The following is an 18,707-nucleotide window of genomic DNA, read 5'->3' as shown; positions in this document are numbered from 1 at the left end:
CTGTGCCTGAGATGGATCGCCGCAGTGTGATGATGATGATGGGTCTGGGAGTGGCGGCGGTAGCACTGCCCGCCGGGGTGGCCAGTGCGGAGCCGGTCGTGGGGGACAGCCCACCCGTGCCGGGGGCTCCGACTCCGCCGACGGCCGACGTCGGACCGCTGTTTCTCTTCCAGGACGAGTTCAACGGTGCGGCGGGGAGCCCACCTGACCCGGCGTCGTGGCACATCGTGCCCGCCCGCGAGACCATCAAGAATCCGAATGAGTGGGACAAGCCGTTCAACATGGGCCGGTACGTGACCGACCAGGAGCACGTCTTCCAAGACGGCAACGGCAACCTGGTGATCCGCGCGACGCGGGGACCGGGCACCACGATCCAGGAGAAGTACGCCAGCGCGAAGATCGTCGGGCTGTGGCGGGGCGGCATCGGCACCACCTGGGAGGCACGCGTCAAGCTCAACTGCCTGACGGACGGGGCGTGGCCGGCGTTCTGGCTCCTGAACGACGATCCCGTGCGCGGCGGCGAGGTCGACCTGGTGGAGTGGTACGGCAACCGCGACTGGCCGTCGGGCACCACGGTGCACGCCCGACTGGACGGTGAGTCGTTCGCAACCGATCGGCACCCCGTGGACAGCGAGTGGCACACCTGGCGGATGTCGTGGACGCCGGCGGGGATGTACTTCTGGAAGGACTACGTGCCCGGCATGGAGCCTTTCTTCCAGGTTCCGGCGAACTCGTTGCAGGACTGGCCCTTCAACGATCCCGGCTACACGATGGCGCCCGTGTTCAACATCGCGGTGGGCGGCTCGGGTGGCCGCGAGCCGGCTGGGGGCAACTACCCGGCCGAGATGCTGGTCGACTGGATCAGGGTCTTCCAGGGTTAGCGTCGGGGTTCCTCCTGTTCAGGGGGTGTTAGATTCGGCATCATGCCCCCCGCCAGCAGCGCCGCGCCACGCGGCCGGGCGGCCCACCTCGGCCCGGAGCGGCGTCGACCGCAGGTGCTGGACGCGGCGTTGGCCATCACCGTGGAGCAGGGGGTGGCGCAGGTGACGATCGGTTCGATCGCCGACCGCTTGGGCGTCACCCGCCCGGTGATCTACGCCTGCTTCGACGATCGCGTCGCGCTCATCACCGCGCTGCTGGAACGTGAAACGGCCGCACTGAGCGAGGCACTGGTCGCCGCCCTGAAGTCGGCGCGGGGTGAGGAGCCGGAAGTGGCGTTCATCAACGGCTACCAGTCCCTGCTGAGGGCGGTGGCCCAGCGACCGAATTCCTGGCGCGTGATCTTCTCGGCCAGTCCCGACCCGGCGGTCGCAGGTCGTTTCACGCGGGTCCGTGCACAACTCGGTGAGGCGGCGTCCGCGTCGATCGGCCCCGTGCTGACCCGCTGGTGGGGCATCACCGACGCCGAGGCGAAACTGCCGATCCTCGTTGAGTTCCTCATGTCCTCGTGTGAAGCCGCGGTCCGTTCACTGCTGGACGACGACAACCCCTGGGGGGTAGATGATCTCGGGGAGTTGTACGGGCGGATCGTCTGTGCCGCTTTCAGCGCCGCCTGAGCACACGTCGCCGCGCAGTGCTGGACGCGCGGCCGCCGAGGTGTGCCCCGTAGCCGACGCCCGCGATCGTCGCCAGCATGCGCGTACGCGGCGCCCGGATGCCGAGTCCGATTGCGGTCGCTGCCACCCCGTTGAGGTAGACGTATCGCCGCGTTCGTCGGGGAAAGGCCCGTCGGGTCAGTGACGTGAAGAGGTGCGGGTTGGTCAGATGGGCGACCCCGACGCCGGCGAGGATCACGCCGGCGAGTCGGGGGAGACGGGCACCGGTTGAGGCCATGCTCTCGCTCCTAGCGTGAATGTTGCTGTTGAGAAACATCATTCGCTGACTCGCCTGTCTTCCGGGTTGAGGAGAAGCACGAGTCCGGCGCCGACACCGAGCGCCAGCACCGCCGAAGCCCACCCGCGCCGCCACAGGACCGCCGACTGACATCCGTCGACGTAGCCGCTCTGCGATTGCGGGGGCGACGGGGGCTGCTGATCGGCGATGGCCGCTTGGTCGTACGAGGACGCGAAACCCGTTCCGCAGTCGATGCGGAAGCCCCACCGGTCGTACTCGTCGAGCTCGACCGGCCAGAACAAGGCGAAGATCCCGATGACGAGCAGCGCGCCGACGATCAGTGCTGAGACGAGCGGGTCCCGCAGTAGTGCCGCTGGTTTCATGTCAGTTCATGGATCCCAGGATGGGCTCCGATTCGATCAGCCCCTCGTCGCTGGGCTCAACGCGCTCACCGAAGACGCGAGCCGCCTGGCGAGCCCTGAGTTCCTGATGCGCTACGGCGGGCGCCTCGAAGCCGTAGCGACGGCGCGCCTCGGCCGGGGTGAGTATCTCCGGGGTGACCGGCGGTACCCCGAGCAGGATGGGCGCCGCGATCGGCACCGTCGACGGCGACAGCACTCCCAGTGCGAGTACCTGAGCCCTCGGGCTGAGACTGCCCACCAGGAACGCCGTCCGCAGCACCGGGCGCACGAGGACGTCGATGATTCGGGACTGCTTGATACCGCTCATCTCCCGCATCCAGTCCGGCATCGTCGCGATGCTGCCGGCCCGCAGAACCTCAGCCGCGATGCGGGCCACCGGCCGGGCGGCCTTCGGCATCGGCGGCATCATCACCTTGGCGTTGAGCAGGTGCTCCATTGCCTCCGTGGCTATTTCGCTGGCGGCAAGGTGCGGGCGCATGCGCGCGAAGTACTGGCGGACACCCTCACGGGTGCGCGGCACGTCATCCGGTGAGCAGGTCTGGAATTCGGCGGCGACGGCGCATTCGCGCCAGTAGCGCGCTTCCTCCTCCGGCGAGAGTGGGCCGGGCCCGTACTTCTCGTAGCAGTAGAGGATGGAGTGCCAAGCCGTGAGGTGAATCCACAGCTGCGAGGCGGGGTCGTTGGCGTCGTAGCGACCGCCACCGTAGGGTTCGGTGCCGATTGCCTTGGAGTGGATCTTCACCAGAACGTCTGCAGCCGTCGATGTTTCGCGGGAGCCGCCGAAGGCGACCATGGCGAAGTAGCGAACCGTGCGGTCATAGCGCGTCCGCGGGCGCCTGTAGATGTCGTGGGTCTTGTCCACGGCGGCAACCAGGCTGGGATCGAGTTCCTCGATGACGACGGCCCGTTGGAATCCCACGGTCAGGGAGGACGGGTAGCTCCATACCTTCCAGGCCACCGAGTCCGGGCCGAAGAAGCCGTAGTCCTGGTGGGGTTGCACTCGGCTGCCGGCTAGGCGCCGGCGGAGCGGTCGCGGTGTTGTCGTCGTGGTCATGGGACCGACCATAACCCGAGAAAATACATATGTGAAGGAAATTCCTTCACATATGTACGGTAATGCTTCACGGGCGTAGCAAAACACCTATCTCCGCCGCGAACACGACGCCGCCCGCGCGCTCTGATGAGCGCGCGGGCGGCAGAAGTGTGAAGGGTTACCGGTTGTTGCCCGGCGCATTGCCCGAGTTGCCGGGGCTGGTACCGGCGTTCTGGGTGGCGGTGAGGTCGCCACCCGGAAGGCTGCAGAACGTCTGCGTGTCGCCGGTCTGGTCGACGGCGCCCAGCACGGCGGCTGTCACGTCGGTGCCGCAGACGGCGGCGATGATCTGAGCGGCAACATCGACGTTGACGTTCTTGGCGATCTCGACGTTACCGACGCCGACGTTGATCAGTCCGTCCTGCAGGTTCACGGGCGGGGCGGCGTTGGCGATCCCGAAACCGCTGAACAACAGCGATCCGCCGATGGCCGCGCTGATCGTCGTCCGCTTGATGGTGTTCTTCATTCGTGTTCACTCCTTGTGATCTGGGAAGCGACAAGCCGGTCCCCGACCGTTTATGACTTGCACCGGAGGCAGGATCGGCCTGCCTAGAGCGGTGTGCACTTTGCGCTTCCCGTTCTCCTGGCTACCCCGTGACTGTGGGCGAGAAACACATCTGGCAGGAGTTTCATCGGAATATTACTGAACACAGCAAACCTAATTAACTGAAGCGATAATAATTTCTCGCGGTTATTTGTTTCGACGTGGCTCTTCTTGAAGTCGGGGCGCCCGTCAAGATCGTTACTCGCGCACGGTCACTGTTGCGCGATTACCGACCGTTGATCTCTGACGGCGGCCATCAGCCGGTGATCTCCCAACGATCTTCGCCGCGATAGCTGCACCGGATTCCGGTGACGAGATTCCGGTCGAGATGCTCGGCGGCGTTCGGTAGCACCTGCTCCAGGCGACGCAGTGCATCGCGGATTCGGCCGGCGACCGCCTTCCGCGCACGCTCCGTGGGGTTGTTGGCGAACGCCCGCTGACGACCACCGAATCCGGTGCCGGCGCGGATCTCTGCGACTAGCGCGTCGTGCTCGTCGTCGATGTCGGCCAAGCGGTTCGCGTCGCCCTGCTCCGTCGCTTCCTCCCGCATCCCGGCCAGTGCGGCGATCCGTCGGCGGTACTCGTCAGCCGAGCGGCGATCGTGGATCGGGCCGGCGTCGTCGGACGTGACGCCGGAAGCCACGAGGTCCAGCACGTGCACCTCGACGCCCGGCTGTCGTACCAATGAGGCGATGTCGCGCATGCCCTTGCAGTCGCGTACGGCAGCGGTCTGCCCGTCGTACGTCACCTCCCAGTCGAGGCCGCGTCTGCGCAACACGTGGGACGCCGCCGTCGCCGCGCTGCGCTGCACCGCGTCGAGATCGGCGCGTGCCTCGGCCGACATCGAGGCACCGAGTCGTTCGTATACCCGGCACGCCCGCGTCAGTAGGTCCTCCGCACGGGCGTGTTGGCCGAGGGCGGCGGCGAGCTTGCCCGCCGTGTGGGCGTGGCTGCCCGCGAACGCGACGAGTGCGCCGTTGACGCCGCATGAGTCGGCCAGCGGTTCGAGCTCGACCAACAACTCGGCACACAGGGTCCGGTCGTCCACGGCGACGGCGGCGACGGCGAGTTCGCGGACGAACACCGACCAGAGGTAAGACCGCTCCGCGCGCCAGGTGCCCAGGTCGTGGACCGCGGCGATGTGGCGGCTGGCGTCTGCGAGGTTGCCCGCCCTTGCGTTGAAGCCCGCGGCGACGGCGTGCGCGTGTATCGGCGCGCCGGTCCAGTGCCTGACCGCCTCGTCCGCGAACGCCACGAGCTCCGACGCCGCTCCGCGGGCGCGGACCAGTTCCAACCGCTGAGACATCGCAACGTTCTGCGTGTCCGGCTCGCGGAGCCGCTCGCCCAGGGCGACTGCGGCGTCGATCAGCGACTCGGCCTTCTCCAGCTCGTTGTGCAGTAGCGCGCGGAACGCCCGCCGCGTGGCCAGCGTGTAGCGGTGCCGCAGCTGTCCTTGCCGTGCCAACAGCGCCAGGCACTCGTCGAGGGTGCCGTCGAACGACACGCGTCCGTTCTCCAGCAGAGCGTTGGCGTGCAGCAGCAGCCGCTCCGCCAGGCGTTCGGGATCGCCGCCGCGCCGAGCGAGACCGACGAGCTCGACGGTCACCTCGACTCGCTCCGAGGCGGCGCCGGGCGTCCAGAGCACGTCGTGGCGGGCGAGGAGGCAGTCGGCGAGGACGTCCTGGTCGCCGGTGGTCCGTCCGAGAGCGAGCGCCTGCTCGGCGAGCTCCCTCGCCTGCGAGCGTTCCTCGGCGACCGAGTGCGCGAGCTCGCGGGCGAGGGTGGACGTGAGCTTGGCCCGCAGTGCGGCGTCCGCATTGGGAACGTGGTGCAGTGCGGCCTGGAGTTCCGCGGTGACCTCGTCCCGTCGGGTCGCGAACTGCGAGCCCAGCCCGGCCGCGGCCAACGCGACGAACGCACCGGCCCTGGGGTCGTCTGCGAGTCGCGCGGCGCGGCGAGCCTGGTGAAGCAGGTTTCGGGCCTCGGCGGCGCGGCCATCCCGAGCCAGCAGGTCCACCTCGGCCAGCAGCACCTCGACCAACACGATTGCGGGCGGATTCACAGCGGCGTCGGCGATCGAAACGCGCAGCAGCCGGAGATGCTCGGCGGCCTCCGGGAGAGCCGATGAGGCGCGATCCGTCCGTGCGGCTCGCAGGGCCCACCTGACAGCCTCGTCGAGGCCGCCGGTCGCCACTGCGAAGCGGAGGTGCCGGGCGATCTCGGAGGGAGCCACCCCGGATACCCGTTCGGCTCGCGCCGCGAGCGCCCGACCCACGGCGAGGTGCAGAAGCGGCCGATCCTCGGGCGCGACCGACGCCGCGAGGACTTCGCGATAGAGGTCGTGTGCGAACCGCGTTCGCCCGTCGGCGATCATCAGGACGCCGGCCGCCGCAGCATCGTCGACTGCCTGCTCGACTTCGGCACGGGAGCAGCCGAGCGTCGCTGCGACGACGTCCGGCATCACAACCGACCCGGCGAGCGCCGCCGCGCCGAGCATCCGTGAGGTTCGCGGATCCAGGCGCCGGGCCCGGCGGTCGATGGCCTCGCGGATCGCGGACGGAACCTCGTCGGCCGGGGAACCGTCGGCGGCCGCCAACGCGAGTTCTCGGAGGAACAGCGGGTGACCGCCGGCCCGGCGAAGCAGCGTCGCCACCTCGCGGTCCTCGAGCGAGCGTCCGGTCAGCACGGTCGCCAGTTGGGCGGCCGCCTCGGCGCCGAGGGCTCGAAGTCTGACGTGCTCGGCGCGGGCCGTCACGGCGGCCAGTCGCTCCGCCAGCCGGTCCCCGAGCTCGTCGTGTCGGTAGGCCCCGATCACGCTCACCGACGACGGCCACGCGGACGCGGCGGCGAGTTCCAGGAGCTCCAGCGACGAATCGTCAACCCACTGAAGGTCGTCGAGTACTACCACCACGCCGCGGTCGGCGGCCAGCGTTTGAAGCCAGACCAGAGTCGCGTCCAGCATCAACATCCTTCCGCGGCTTGATGATTCGACGCCCGCCGGCTCGCCGAGACTCGACACGACCGTTGCGACGAGGCCGACGTCCGCTCCGGCCGCGGCGCGGGCCGCGTCGGTGCCGACGGCCCGCACCACCGCGTTGAGCGCCTGGGTCCACGGCCAGAAGCCGGGCGCTGCACCGCCGTACAGGCAGGTGCCCCAGGCGAGGACGGATTCGGACGGGGAGCGCAGCGACTCCCGCAACAGCGACGTCTTACCCATGCCGGCGGATCCGCTCACGAGGATCAAGCGACCCTCACCGCGCCGCGCGCCGGTAATGACGCGGCTGACCGCGTCCAGCGGGGCGTCGCGTCCGAACAGAACGCGCGCGTCTGTCATCCACCCATTGTCGCTGGCGGCGGTCTAGCAAACTGCCAGAACGAATCTTCCGTGATGTCCGATCGATCTGGCGCCTTCAGGGTGACGGTGACATCGAATGAGGAGGACGTCATGGGATTCGATCCGATTCAGTACAAGCAGACGACGCGTCAGCAGTGGGAGGACGCGGCCGAGGCCTGGCACCGCTGGGGGCCGGTTCTCGAGGACTGGCTGGGCGCTGCGACCACGCTCATGCTCGACGCCGCGCGGATCGGCGATGGGGTGAGGGTGCTCGACGTCGCAGCGGGTGCGGGCGGACAGAGCCTCGCCGCCGCTCGGCGCGGTGCGCAGGTCGTGGCCACCGACATCTCGCCGGCGATTCTGCAGTACGCCGAGAAGCGGGCTGCCGACGAGGGACTCGTGCTGAAGACCGTGGAATGCGACGGGGAGCAGCTCAGTGACAGGGTGGGCGGGCGATACGACGCGGTGATCTCGCGCCTCGGCCTGATCTACCTGCCCGACCAGCGCGCGGCGGTATCCGGATTTCGCGACGCCCTCGACGACGGGGGCCGGGTCAGCGTGGTGGTCTACTCCACGCCCGACCGGAACGGTTTCTTCGCCGGACCGGTGTCGGTGATCCGAGCCCGCGCCGGCCTGCCCGCCCCGGCACCGGGCCTGCCCGGCCCCTTCAGCCTCGGCGCGCCGGGGGTGTTGGAGGAAATGCTGACGTCAGCCGGCTTCCACGACGTGACCGTAGAGTCGTTGGACGCACCCCTTCGGCTCCCGTCCGCTGCCGAGTGCCTGCGGTTCGAGCGAGAGTCCTTCGGGGCGCTGCACCAGATGCTCGCGGGGGTCCCGGACGACGAGCGCGAGGACGTCTGGGACGAGGTGCACCAGGTGTTGCGGCAGTACCAGGCCGATGACGGGTTCGTCGGACCCTGCGAGCTGCTAGTCGGATCGGGGACGCGATGACCGAAGCGGGGTCCAGCAGTAGGGCGGACGAAAGAGGCTCGCGCGGCCGATAAGAGTCACGGCGTGATTCGCATCAGTAGCCGTGTCCGTGCAGGCCCGCGGGGGGAGATTCCTGCTGAATGCGCCTCTTGGCACGTTTCTTTGGGGCGCTATCGCGACCTATGCAGTGAAGGTTCTATTCCACGGCCATCGGCATGCACGTGCAAATCCCCGGCATGCAGCCACTGACCTTCAGCTGCCGCGACTCCGTCTCTGGTTGGACAAGCGATTCTCATGGCAGGGCAACGCACCGGCCGCACGTGAACGCGCCGATTACGAGGTGATGGGCACGGATTGGCTTACGCTCGTTGAGAAATTCGGGCTGGCCCAGTATCTGCACATACGCGGGTAGTGCTGAACGCATTGCCCTTGCGGTCGACCCCGCAGTCACACGCGATGGCCGAGTGCGGCACGCCAGCCGATCAGCTTGAGGCGAACGCGGTTCTGGCGCGCGCGAATCGTGGCTAGCGTGACCACATGATCGCCACTAGAGAAGTCACCTACGACGCCGACGGACTGACGATGGTGGCGCACCTGGCGCGGCCAGACGGCGAGGGGCCCTGGCCTGCAGTGCTCATCGGACATGACGGGATCGGTCTCGACGACTATCAACGCGGCCGCGCCGACGACCTCGCAGAGCACGGCTACATCGCCCTCGCAATGGACTACCACGCGGGCCGGACCTATTTCGGCGACCCGGAGGCGATGTTGGCGCGGGTGATGCCCCTGATGGCCGACCCCGCCCGCATGGAGGCCATCGGCCGTGCGGCGCTCGACGTTCTACTCGCCGAGCCCGGCGCCGACCCCGACCGGCTCGCGGCGCTGGGATACGGTGCCGGCGGCCGAATCGTGTTGGAACTCGCCAGTGCGGGAGTGCCTTTCAAGGCACTCGCCGCAATCCACCCCGGCTTTCCGGCCGCCCGCGCCGACGATTGGCGGGGCGTGGACGGAGCCTACCTACTGTGCACGGGCTCCGAGGACCCACTGTGCACGCCGGATCAACTGCTCGCATTCACCGCCGCGCTCCAGAATGCCGGAATCGATTGGCGCGTCAATGTTTACGGTGGTGCCAAGCACGCCTTCTGGGCCGCTCCGACGAACGCCGACGGTTCGTTGACCGGAGGCACCACTCACGTCCTCGACACGGTGCCCGGCGTGGGTCACCACGCTGTGCACGCGACACGGGCGTGGCAGGCGGTGCTCGACCTGCTCGACGAAGCGGTTGGATCGGCCGATAACCCTGTGCCCTAGGCGGATTGACCGACGTAGTAGCGATTGCCGTCGATGTCTCGGAAGCTGAACATGAGCGGAGCCGTTTCCCAGTCGAGGAGATCGCCGACGTCGAGTCCCTGTTCCGCGAGCGCAGCGTGCGCGGCGCGGGCGTCGGGCGTCACCAACCGGATGCCCGTGTCGATTCCCGTCGGAAGCTCGCTTCCCGTGGATACGAGCGCGAGCGATGGACCACCCGTCGAGGGTGCGAGTTCGATCCAGCGAAAGCCCGGCTGCAGTTCCGCGTCCATCGTGGTGATGAACCCCAGTGTCTCGAAGAGGGCCTTCGATTGATCCTGATCGCGGACGGGCACGGCGACGCAGTGAAGTCCGGTGAAGAGTTCGGCTGTCATGTGCGTGGTGACTCGAATCCGCGCGAGAACTCATCGGTGCCGCCCCCGAACGGGATCACTCGGTGAATCTCACCGACGCCGCGACGGACTTCTGGGGCGCCAGTGCCGCGAGGCGCTCGGTCAGTGCAGTCCGAATGGCCTCGTAGCTGTCTTCGCCGAGAACGAGCCGTAGTGGGGGATCGCTCTGGCGTGTGGTGGCGTAGACGAGCTCTGCGATCTTCCGCGGATCACCGGTGAGCAGGGCGCCCGCGTCGGCGTCGCGCATGTCCCGTCGCAGCCGGCCCACGGCGGTCGACTCGTACGGGGGCGTCGCCTCGACGAATCGCATGCCGGAGAGGAACGACGTTCGAGTGGCTCCGATTTCGACCAGTGTGAGATGGATGCCGAAGTCGACGACCTCCTGCGCGACACTCTCGGTGAACCCCTCCAGTCCCCATTTGCCCGCGTGGTAGCCGCTGTGCGTGGGCACGGTGGTCTGTCCGCCCAGGCTGGAGATCTGGATGATCCGGCCGCCTCCCTGCTCTCGCATCGGCTTGAGGAACGCTCGCGTAATGAGCATCGGGGCGACGAGGAGGACCTCGATCTGATCGCGGATCTGATCGGGGCTCATCTCCTCGGCGGCACCGACGAGCGCGTAGCCGGCGTTGTTGACGACAACGTCGACGGGATGCGCGGCGAGCACGCGTGAGATCACGGTATCCACATCGGCGGGCGGGCTCAGGTCGAGCACCTCGACGGTCAGGCGATCGCCGTAGCGCTTTCGGAGGTCGTCGAGCCCGTCCGCTCGGCGCGCGGTCGCGGTGACCGAGTCACCTTGCTGCAAGGCGTATTCGGTGATGTTTCGGCCTAGTCCGCCCGTCGCGCCGGTGACGAACCAGTGGCGAGGGGAGTCATCACGGCCGTGAGTCATGACAAACACATCCTTTCGTGAACGGTAACCGGGTCAGAACTGGCTGGCTCCACCGTCGACGTAGACCTCCGAGCCGGTCATGAAGGAGCTTCCGTCGGACGCCAGGAACGTCACGACGCTACCGATCTCCTCTGAGCGGGCGCGCCGTCCCAGCGGCACGGTGGAGGTCAGGTCGGCCAGCGCGTCGTCGGCTCCGGAGAAGAGGTCGTTCAGGCCCGGTGTCTCGGTGAGTCCGGGTGCGACGACGTTCACGCGGATCCCACGGTCGATCAGTTCGGCGGCCCAGCTGCGGCCCAGGGACCGGATCGCGGCCTTGGACGCGGCGTAGACGCTTGCACCGGGGGCCGCTTTCACGTCGCCGTTGGACCCGCACAGGATGACCGACGCGCCCTCGTTGAGCAGTGGAAGAGCGGCCTGCACCGCGAAGATGATTCCGCCGACGTTGGTATCGAAGATCCTGGTGTGGTGCTCCCAGGTGAGATCCCCGAGCACCGCGAACTCGTTGATGCCCGCGTTGGCGAACACGACGTCGAGTCGGCGCCCCGTGTCGGCGATGGTGGCCGCCATACCGTCGAGGTCGGACTGCTGTGTGACGTCGGCGCGGATGAACGAGGCCCGGTCGACGCCGATGTCGGCGACGGCTGCTTCGAGGGCGTCCGCACGCCGACCCACGAGAAAGACGTAGGCCCCCTCCTGCGCAAGTGCACGAGCCGCGGCCAGCCCGATTCCCGACGTTGCTCCGGTGACGAGTGCGGTCTTTCCTACCAGTGACGACACGGGACCCTCCAGTTTTGTACCGATCGGTTTCACGGTCAACCTATCAGTTTTGTACCGATCGGTAAACCGAGTGCGAGGTGCGCCTAGGATCGGGGGATGGACGCAGAGCGACGGCACGCCGGAGGTCGACCTCGCACCTTCGACGAGGGTCGAGCGCTCGACGCCGCGATCGAGGTGTTCTGGCGGCTGGGCTATGAGGGGGCGTCACTGACGGAGCTCACCAGGGCCATGGGGATCAACAAGCCGAGTCTGTACCACGTGTTCGGTAGTAAGGAGGCGCTCTTCGCCCGCGCCCTCGAGCGGTACGGTCTGGTGGCCCACGGCGAACTGGATGCGGTACTGGCGAAGTCCACTGTCTACGAGGTTCTCGAGTCCTATCTGCGCTCCACGCGGGAGGCCATGACCCGCACCGGCACCTTGCCGGGGTGCCTGTCCATCCAGGGTGGGCTGGCCTGTGCGCCGGACCACGCCCGGATCCCGCTACTGCTCGCCGAGTACCGGCAGGGCCTCGAGGACGCCGTGGCGAAGGCGCTGTCCAGGACCGAGGACGCGTCCGGCGTTGACACCGCGGCACTGGCGGCCTACACGGTGACGGTCGGGCAGGGGCTCGCGGTCCACGCGGCGGCGGGAGTCGCCCCCGAGCGATTGGACGTCGTCGTTGACGTGGCCCTGGCGGGGCTGAGAGCTCTTGTCCCGCAGGGTGTGCCGACGTGCGACTGACCGGCGCACCGGCCGCCACGCCGACCCTGAAACCGCGCGGTTTCAGCACATCTCGGCACACCACCCACTACCTCGAGTGCGGGCTCCTCCGGTGGACCCCGCATGATCTTCGTCCACGGCTGGCCCGGCATCGGTCTGATGTGGCGCGCACGGACTTCGACGCGCTCGCGCGGGCCTACCGGGAGAGCGGCTACAGATCCTCGTGCGCGTGGTATCTCAACGGCGCCGCCAACACCGCCTACGCGCGTGCGGCACCCGAGGGCGGGCGTCTCACGATGCCGGTCCTGTTCGTCAACGGCGAATGGGATCCGATCTGCACCATCACCGGCAATCGCCAGGGGCGACCCCATGCGCGCGGCCTGCGCGGAGCTCACCGTCGCTCACCTGCCCGCGGGGCACTGGCTACCGCTGGAATGCAAGACGCAACTCGTCGAGACCATTCGAGATTGGCTGCGCGGGTAACCGTCTCACTTGGCAGGCTGCTCATCGGCTCTCCCGGTGCGACGGCAGCGCTCCGAGCAGTACACGACGCGATCCCACACTCCGCGCGTGCGCCACTTGCGACGGTTCGTGAACGGCCGTCGGCACACAGGGCACGTCTTGGTTTCCTCGGGTGGCATGACGAGGGCATTCCCGTTTTCGCGCGGATCCAGTCGATCGGTGCAGTGCACAACGGCGCCTGTGCTGCGTACGTGTCAGGCCACCGGCAGATGCCGGTGCAGGAAGTCGACGTAGTCTCCGACGGCGTGTTCAAACGCGTCTCCCAGGTAGATGTCGAAGTGCCCGCACGGGTATTCGACGATCTCCGCGCAAGCCGCTCGTTCCCCGTGCCTGCGACTCGCCGCTGCGGGCGCGACGGTGTCGTCTCGGCACAGCGCGAACAGGATGGGGCAGTCGAGCCGAGCGGCACGGCGGCCCGGAAAGTAGGTCGCGATCGCGAGCGCGAAGCGTGCGCACACTTCGTTGCGGAACGCCGGAGCGGTGTCGGTCAGCGCCCGGTATCCGGGTTCGCAGTCGTGGGCCGACATGAGCGAGGCTGATCGAGGGGGACCGGACAGGGCGGCCATCACCGGAGTGCGTCCGAGTGCGGCCGCCACCACGTCTCGAGTGGCCAACGCCGTCACCTTCACGGTGGATATCGTGCCGCTTGCGCGCGCCGAGGCGAACCCGTCGGTGAAGGGGCACTGGGAGATTACGGCTGAGATGCGACCGTCGGCGGCGGCGACGTCGATGACCAGACCGCCGCCGAACGACGAACCGAACAAGGCGATTCGATCGCCGTCGACGCCCTCGAGACGGCGAACGTAGGCGACGGCGGCCGCCCAGTCTGCCAATTCCTTCTTGATGTCGAGAAGCTGCCGGGGCAGACCGCCGCTGGCGCCGAAATGCCGGTAGTCGAAGACCAGGCACGCGTAACCGGCCTGCACGAAGCGCTCGGCGTAGGCGTCGAGTCTCATCTCCTTGACCCCGCCAAGGCCGTGCCCCAAAATCACCGTCGGCCGCGGTGCGCCCTCGGTGGCGGGGGTGTACAGCCAACCCGCGCACCGGTCGGCGCCGGATTCGAACGAGACGTCCACACGGGTCATGCGGCGCACCTGCGACGGCACTGTTCCGCGGCATCGGCCATCCGGTCGTCCTCCTCGCCGATTCGCTTCAGTGAACAAGTGTACTTACTTCACGGTAATATAGCGGACGAATCGCGTGCAGACGTGGGCCTGAGGCGCAGGCCGGCTTCCCTAGCCGGTGACGTCGCGGCCGATGAGCTGTCGGGCGATGATCCACTGCTGGAGCTCGTTGGCGCCTTCGAAGATCTCGAGGATCTTCGCGTCGCGATACATCTCCTCGAGCCGTACCGACTCGCCGGTTTCGCCGACGTGCCGGGCGAAACCGAGCGCACCGTGGATTTGGATGGCCTCTCGAACAAGGTCGTTGGCCAGGCGGGTGCCGTACGCCTTGGCCATCGCGGCTTCCGGCTCGGCGCTGCGGTCGCCACGATCGAGCAGGGTGGCCGCCTTCTGGTATAGCGTGCGGGCGCACTCGATCTCGGTGGCGCGCTGAGCCATGGTGAACTGCCAGTGCTGCATCGCGCCGAGTGGGTGCCCGAAGACGTGGCGGGTCCGTAGTCGTTCGACGGCGAGATCGAGTGCCGCCTGGGCGACGCCGACTCCTGCGGCGCCGATGCCGATCCGTCCGCGTACGAGCGCGGATAGCGCGACCCCCAGGCCGCCGCCCGCTGTGCCGAGCAGGTTGGCGTGGGGGACTAGGACGTCGGTGAACTCGATGTCGGCGGTGATCTGTCCGCGGTGTCCCATCTTCAGGTCCGGGGTGCCGATGCGGACCCCCGGCGACGACAGATCAACCAGCAGCATCGTGGCCCGGTTGCTTCCGGCCCCGGCTCGCACCAGCACCGAGACCCAGCCGGCCACAATGCTGTTGGTGATCCAGCGCTTGCGCCCGTTGACGACGAAGCCCTCCGGGGTGTCCTCGGCGACGGTGCGCATCCGTTCGGCGGTGAGATCGGAACTGGTGTCGGGTTCGGTGGTGGCGAAGGCGAAGGCCGTGCGTCCGCCGATCAGTTCCGGGATCAGGCGTGCTCGCAGGGCGTCGGTGGCGAAGGTGAGCGTTTGGGGTACGAGGATGCACTGGCCGTCGTAGACCCCGGCCATCGACGAGGAGTGATAGGCGATCTCCTCGGTCACGGTGCAGGTGCCGAGCATCGGATGCTGTAGTCCGCGACCGTATTCCGAGCTGAAGGGCACGGCGAACAAGCCCTCGTCGGCTAGCCCGCGGAAGGCCTCCCACGGAAAGCTGTCGGCGGACTCCTCGCGTTCACCGATCTCGCGTGCGTGAGGGACGAGTCGCTTCTCGACCGCGGCGCGGGCTTCGGCGCGCAACGCGACGATCTCCTCGGGCAACCACACGTCGTGGGTCATCCGGTCTTGGGTGCGCGGGACGGACGGCGGTGCGTCGACCTCGGGCATGTGGCCTCCTTCGAACGATCGCATGACAATAACAGTCACGATTGACCGGTTTTCCTCGGCTACGCGTCGACGCCGAGCAATCGGCGGGCCAACGAGCGCCACAACGCGAGGTGAGGGTCGGTCGCGGGATCACGTTCGACGAACGAGTAGGTGAGTGCTACTCCTCGCATGCTGGTGAACAGCACGTCGCGCACGTCGTCGAACGCCGGGTGGCTGCTGTGGACCGGTCCGAACATCGTGGCGACGACGTGCTCGATGGCGCGGCCCAGCCTGCGTTCGGATGCGGCGAGTTCACGTCGCACACCGTCGTCAGTGCGTGCGGCGTTCCACAGTTCCATGGCGGCCCAGAAGTACGGCTGCCGAAAGGTGTTCCACAACTGGCCGACTGCCCGATCAACCCGCGCTCCGCCACCGGGATTCCGGTCGGCGGTGTGCTCGAACCACCGCTCCATCTCGGCGATCCGCTGATCGGCGAGGTGGTGTACAGCGGCGACGACCAGGGCGTCGCGAGAGGGGAAGTGGTGCAGAAGTCTGCCTCTGGTGACGCCGGAGCGCTCCTGGATGGCGACGGTCGTCGTGCCGCCGTATCCCCGCTCCACCAGGAGGTCGACGGCGGCGTCGAGGATGAGCGCGTGACTGTCGGCCCGCCGACTCGTCTGCGACCGACGGAGTTGCGCGGCGGTGGATGCCATGCGAGCAGACTAACGAATGCACGGCTCCCGGCAGTCAGAATTGACCGCAAATCGACGCTGCCCGCCGGGGATCAGGTGGCGGCGAAGTCGGCTTTGCGGGCGCGCAGGAGGTATCCGGGGAACTGCAGGCGCCCGAGCCGGTCTCGTTCGAAGGGCAGTGTCAGATTGGGAAGTCCCGGTAGCGCTTGGACTTTCGCCAGGATCGGTGCCGGGCGAATGAAGTCGATGTCGAAGTAGCGTCCGACCGCGGCGTGAAGCTCGTACGCGTCGACCTCGTTGGGCTTGGATGCCATGTCCGCGGGATAGGCGCCTTTGGCGAAGACCAGGATGTAGTAGTCCGCACCCGGTGCGGCGGCGCGGTGTACGGATTTCAGGTAGGTGTCGCGCTTGTCCACCGGGAGCGTGTCGCGAGTGCTCTAGCGGGATTTGGGAACCATGACGGGAATCTCGCGGTCCGTCCAGGATTGGTACGAGTCGAAATCGGCGTAGGCCTCGACCAGGTGCGGCCACAGCCGCGCTCGCTCGTCTGCGCTAGACGACGTCGGAACGCAATTTGTAGTACTCCTCGACCATCACCTCGATGCGGTGGCGGGACAGGGCCGTTGACGGTTTCAGCCGCGGCTCACCGCAAGCCGCTCAACCCGCCGACACCTTTCGGACCGCCGGTGGGTACCAGCGTCCGTCGAGGACATCGGCCTTGGGGGCGTAGAGACGCATCGTGACACCAAGGGGTCCCAGCGGGGCGGGCAGCCAGTTCGCCACGCGCTCTTCACCGGGATTGGTGTGCTGGAGGTAGAGGTCCAGGGAACCATCTGCGTTGTAGGTCAACCGATCACGGTCACCGATGGCGAATCGGTCGAGTTCGTTCGCAACCTGATAGCCGTCGGCGTCGTACATCGTCACCGACCAGAAGGCGTAGGCGGGCGGGAGCTTGTCGGCGTCGAAGTGGATGACGTAGTCGTGCTCACCGCTGATCGGGTTGCCCTCGGCATCGGCGGTCAGTAGCGGGTACACCGCATCCTCAGGCGGGTTGGCGCCCAACCCGATCAGCGTCACCACAGCCCGCTTGAAGTACGAGTTGCCGTACACGCCGATGTTGTCCGCCAACACGTTCCACCCGTTCGCACTGGTGCCCAACGTCGGTAGGGAGGCCGTCATGGCGGCCAGCGCGTCGGCCTTGCCGGCTTCGAGCTCCGCCTGGTCGTCGGCACTGAATCGACTCGCGTCGAACGGCTTTCCGGGTGCGATACCCAGCAGTGCGATTCGAGCCAGCTGCGAGAAGTCGCTGGCGTGCGGCGGAATCACCGACAGCAGCTTCGCCGCGTACGCGAAGTAGTCCAGCGCCGTCATACCGTTGACGATCTTGAGCGGTTCGGTCGTCACGTCGTAGTCCGCGTCGACGCTGTGCTCGGGTGCTTTATCCAGCGGGGTGATGGTGTAGCCGTCTTGCACGACGTGCACCGCGGGGTAGTCGACGACCCCGTTGGTCTGGGTGCGTCCGATGATCCACACGTACGGTGTCGGCGCGGCGATGACGGGCAGGCCCGACGGCAGCTTCCCGGTGTAGCCGGGTCCGACGATGACCCACTCGCCTGCCTCGGTTCCCGTAGTGCGCTTGCCGGGGTTGGCGAAGACGTCGGTCCACATGTCGATGCACGGCAGCATGTAGTACCGGTCGTCGGTGTCAGGTGCGGACAGTTTCACCGGTCCTGCGGTGAGGTCGAGCCAGGCCGAGGAGTACAGGGTGTCGAAGTTCGGTCGCACGACGGCGCGGAAGTCGGCGGTGGGGAAGGCACGCAAATGCGAGAACCGATTCGGTGGGCCGGAGCCCGGCGTGGTGCCGATGGGCGAGTTGACCGCCTGTAACCGGGTGATGTCCATCGTGATGAGCGGGTAGAAGTACACGAACGCTTCACGGCTCAGCGTCCGTAGGTCAGCAGACAGGGTGCTCACAGATGCTCGCTTTCCGCACGTCGCCGCTGAGCACGGTGCTCACGACGACGGACAACCTACCTTCGCGCTCGGAGTAAAGCGCCGACTCGCTGACACTCACGTGAATTTCTCAGACTCGAACCGACGGGGGCTTTCCGCAGCTGCGTACGAGCGGTCGGGCCGCCAACCTTGAGCGGTCACGCGACACCTCACCATCGACCCCACCGGGGACTATCGACCCCGCGAAGTCCCTGCGGCCGCCCACGAAAAAAGCTCTGAACCCCCAACGAGGGTTCAGAGCTATTCGGATGTCTTGCGACAGCACACGGAGCCGATGACGGGAATCGAACCCGCGTATTCAGCTTGGGAAGCTGATGTTCTGCCATTGAACTACATCGGCGCTGCCAGCAGCGCTGGTGGTTACGAAGGCTAGCATCCGGCGCGGCAAGCCACCCCTGGGCCTGATCGGATGGGGCCACTGGCCCCGGCGGGAGGGCCCATCGGAACGGGCGTCACGGGTGCCAGGCGCGGCACCGGCGCGTGGTCATCGGCTGACCACGTGTCCTCGATCGCGGTCGCCGGCAACTGTCCGCGCACCTTCATCGAGCGGACTTCGAGTTCTCCCAGGGCTTTTCGACGCTGTATCACCGAACGAAGTGCGAGGCAGAAGGACCGTCGCGCAGTGAACCGGGCCGCGCTGTCGGTATCTACCGGCCCGGTGCGGTCGTCGGCGACTCCCTGCAGATCAGATTGCCGGCACGGCAGGAGCCTTACGTTCGTAACTTTGCCAGTCTGTTCAAGTCGCTACTCAAGGTCCTACTATCAATTTGCCAGAACGGCCGGGAGGTGCCGTGTTC

At 67.5% G+C, this 18,707-nt stretch carries 18 protein-coding genes, 1 tRNA gene and 2 pseudogenes; 5 read left to right on the top strand and 16 right to left on the bottom strand.

Annotated features, from left to right (window positions below):
• Positions 1-11: 11 nt before the first annotated feature.
• A complete protein-coding gene (locus tag NM203_RS08235; protein WP_255059719.1) occupies positions 12-881 on the top strand; it encodes a glycoside hydrolase family 16 protein in 870 nt (289 codons plus the stop codon).
• 42 nt (positions 882-923) lie between these two features.
• Positions 924-1,556 (top strand): TetR/AcrR family transcriptional regulator, encoded by a 633-nt coding sequence (locus tag NM203_RS08230; protein ID WP_255059345.1) that lies wholly within the window; start codon positions 924-926, stop codon positions 1,554-1,556.
• Here NM203_RS08230 and NM203_RS08225 read toward each other — a convergent pair.
• The 5 genes from NM203_RS08225 to NM203_RS08205 form a co-directional block, all read right to left on the bottom strand.
• The gene (locus tag NM203_RS08225) at positions 1,543-1,833 is read right to left on the bottom strand and encodes a DoxX-related protein (protein WP_255059344.1); all 291 of its coding nucleotides are present in this window, start codon (positions 1,831-1,833) and stop codon (positions 1,543-1,545) included. The two genes, NM203_RS08230 and NM203_RS08225, sit on opposite strands and share 14 nt — an antisense overlap.
• Before the next feature lie 38 nt (positions 1,834-1,871).
• On the bottom strand, positions 1,872-2,216 hold the full coding sequence (locus tag NM203_RS08220; RefSeq protein WP_255059343.1) for a hypothetical protein: 345 nt from the start codon (positions 2,214-2,216) through the stop codon (positions 1,872-1,874).
• 1 nt (position 2,217) lies between these two features.
• The gene (locus NM203_RS08215; protein ID WP_255059342.1) at positions 2,218-3,309 is read right to left on the bottom strand and encodes an oxygenase MpaB family protein; all 1,092 of its coding nucleotides are present in this window, start codon (positions 3,307-3,309) and stop codon (positions 2,218-2,220) included.
• Positions 3,310-3,466: 157 nt separating this feature from the next.
• Positions 3,467-3,814 (bottom strand): hypothetical protein, encoded by a 348-nt coding sequence (locus NM203_RS08210; RefSeq protein ID WP_255059341.1) that lies wholly within the window; start codon positions 3,812-3,814, stop codon positions 3,467-3,469.
• A gap of 334 nt (positions 3,815-4,148) precedes the next feature.
• Positions 4,149-7,226: an ATP-binding protein gene (locus NM203_RS08205; RefSeq protein WP_255059340.1), complete on the bottom strand. Its 3,078-nt coding sequence runs from the start codon at positions 7,224-7,226 to the stop codon at positions 4,149-4,151.
• A gap of 111 nt (positions 7,227-7,337) precedes the next feature.
• Here NM203_RS08205 and NM203_RS08200 point away from each other — a divergent pair, with 111 nt between their 5' ends.
• Positions 7,338-8,177, top strand: a complete 840-nt coding sequence (locus NM203_RS08200; RefSeq protein WP_255059339.1) for a class I SAM-dependent methyltransferase — start codon at positions 7,338-7,340, stop codon at positions 8,175-8,177.
• A 516-nt stretch (positions 8,178-8,693) separates the two neighbouring features.
• Positions 8,694-9,467, top strand: a complete 774-nt coding sequence (locus NM203_RS08195; protein ID WP_255059338.1) for a dienelactone hydrolase family protein — start codon at positions 8,694-8,696, stop codon at positions 9,465-9,467.
• Here NM203_RS08195 and NM203_RS08190 read toward each other — a convergent pair.
• From NM203_RS08190 to NM203_RS08180, 3 genes are read right to left on the bottom strand one after another with little or no spacing between them, the layout of a single operon-like run.
• Positions 9,464-9,838 (bottom strand): VOC family protein, encoded by a 375-nt coding sequence (locus tag NM203_RS08190; RefSeq protein ID WP_255059337.1) that lies wholly within the window; start codon positions 9,836-9,838, stop codon positions 9,464-9,466. The two genes, NM203_RS08195 and NM203_RS08190, sit on opposite strands and share 4 nt — an antisense overlap.
• 55 nt (positions 9,839-9,893) lie before the next feature.
• Complete coding sequence (locus NM203_RS08185; protein WP_255059336.1) at positions 9,894-10,748, bottom strand: SDR family oxidoreductase; 855 nt, start codon at positions 10,746-10,748, stop codon at positions 9,894-9,896.
• Positions 10,749-10,781: 33 nt separating this feature from the next.
• On the bottom strand, positions 10,782-11,525 hold the full coding sequence (locus tag NM203_RS08180) for an SDR family oxidoreductase (RefSeq protein ID WP_255059335.1): 744 nt from the start codon (positions 11,523-11,525) through the stop codon (positions 10,782-10,784).
• Positions 11,526-11,621: 96 nt separating this feature from the next.
• Between NM203_RS08180 and NM203_RS08175 the strand changes: the two genes are divergently transcribed.
• The gene (locus NM203_RS08175) at positions 11,622-12,245 is read left to right on the top strand and encodes a TetR/AcrR family transcriptional regulator (RefSeq protein WP_255059334.1); all 624 of its coding nucleotides are present in this window, start codon (positions 11,622-11,624) and stop codon (positions 12,243-12,245) included.
• Between the two features lie 467 nt (positions 12,246-12,712).
• Here NM203_RS08175 and NM203_RS08170 read toward each other — a convergent pair whose 3' ends face one another.
• The 8 genes and pseudogenes from NM203_RS08170 to NM203_RS08135 form a co-directional block, all read right to left on the bottom strand.
• A complete protein-coding gene (locus NM203_RS08170; RefSeq protein ID WP_255059333.1) occupies positions 12,713-12,865 on the bottom strand; it encodes a DUF2256 domain-containing protein in 153 nt (50 codons plus the stop codon).
• 75 nt (positions 12,866-12,940) lie between these two features.
• Positions 12,941-13,831, bottom strand: a complete 891-nt coding sequence (locus NM203_RS08165; RefSeq protein WP_255059332.1) for an alpha/beta hydrolase — start codon at positions 13,829-13,831, stop codon at positions 12,941-12,943.
• 150 nt (positions 13,832-13,981) lie between these two features.
• Positions 13,982-15,226, bottom strand: a complete 1,245-nt coding sequence (locus NM203_RS08160; RefSeq protein WP_255059330.1) for an acyl-CoA dehydrogenase family protein — start codon at positions 15,224-15,226, stop codon at positions 13,982-13,984.
• Positions 15,227-15,285: 59 nt separating this feature from the next.
• A complete protein-coding gene (locus NM203_RS08155; RefSeq protein ID WP_255059329.1) occupies positions 15,286-15,918 on the bottom strand; it encodes a TetR/AcrR family transcriptional regulator in 633 nt (210 codons plus the stop codon).
• A 71-nt stretch (positions 15,919-15,989) separates the two neighbouring features.
• A pseudogene (locus tag NM203_RS08150) lies at positions 15,990-16,322 on the bottom strand (class I SAM-dependent methyltransferase); the annotation flags it as partial.
• Between the two features lie 12 nt (positions 16,323-16,334).
• A pseudogene (locus NM203_RS08145) lies at positions 16,335-16,445 on the bottom strand (nitroreductase/quinone reductase family protein); the annotation flags it as partial.
• A gap of 109 nt (positions 16,446-16,554) precedes the next feature.
• Positions 16,555-17,871, bottom strand: coding sequence for a DUF1254 domain-containing protein (locus NM203_RS08140; protein ID WP_255059327.1), 1,317 nt, complete (start codon positions 17,869-17,871; stop codon positions 16,555-16,557).
• Positions 17,872-18,179: 308 nt separating this feature from the next.
• A tRNA-Gly gene (locus NM203_RS08135) sits at positions 18,180-18,250 on the bottom strand.
• Between the last annotated feature and the right edge of the window lie 457 nt (positions 18,251-18,707).

Source organism: Mycolicibacterium arenosum, from assembly GCF_024320865.1.
Classification (GTDB): domain Bacteria; phylum Actinomycetota; class Actinomycetes; order Mycobacteriales; family Mycobacteriaceae; genus Mycobacterium; species Mycobacterium arenosum.
The sequence above is the reverse complement of the archived record's forward strand: the minus strand, read 5'-3'. Positions and strand labels throughout refer to the sequence as shown.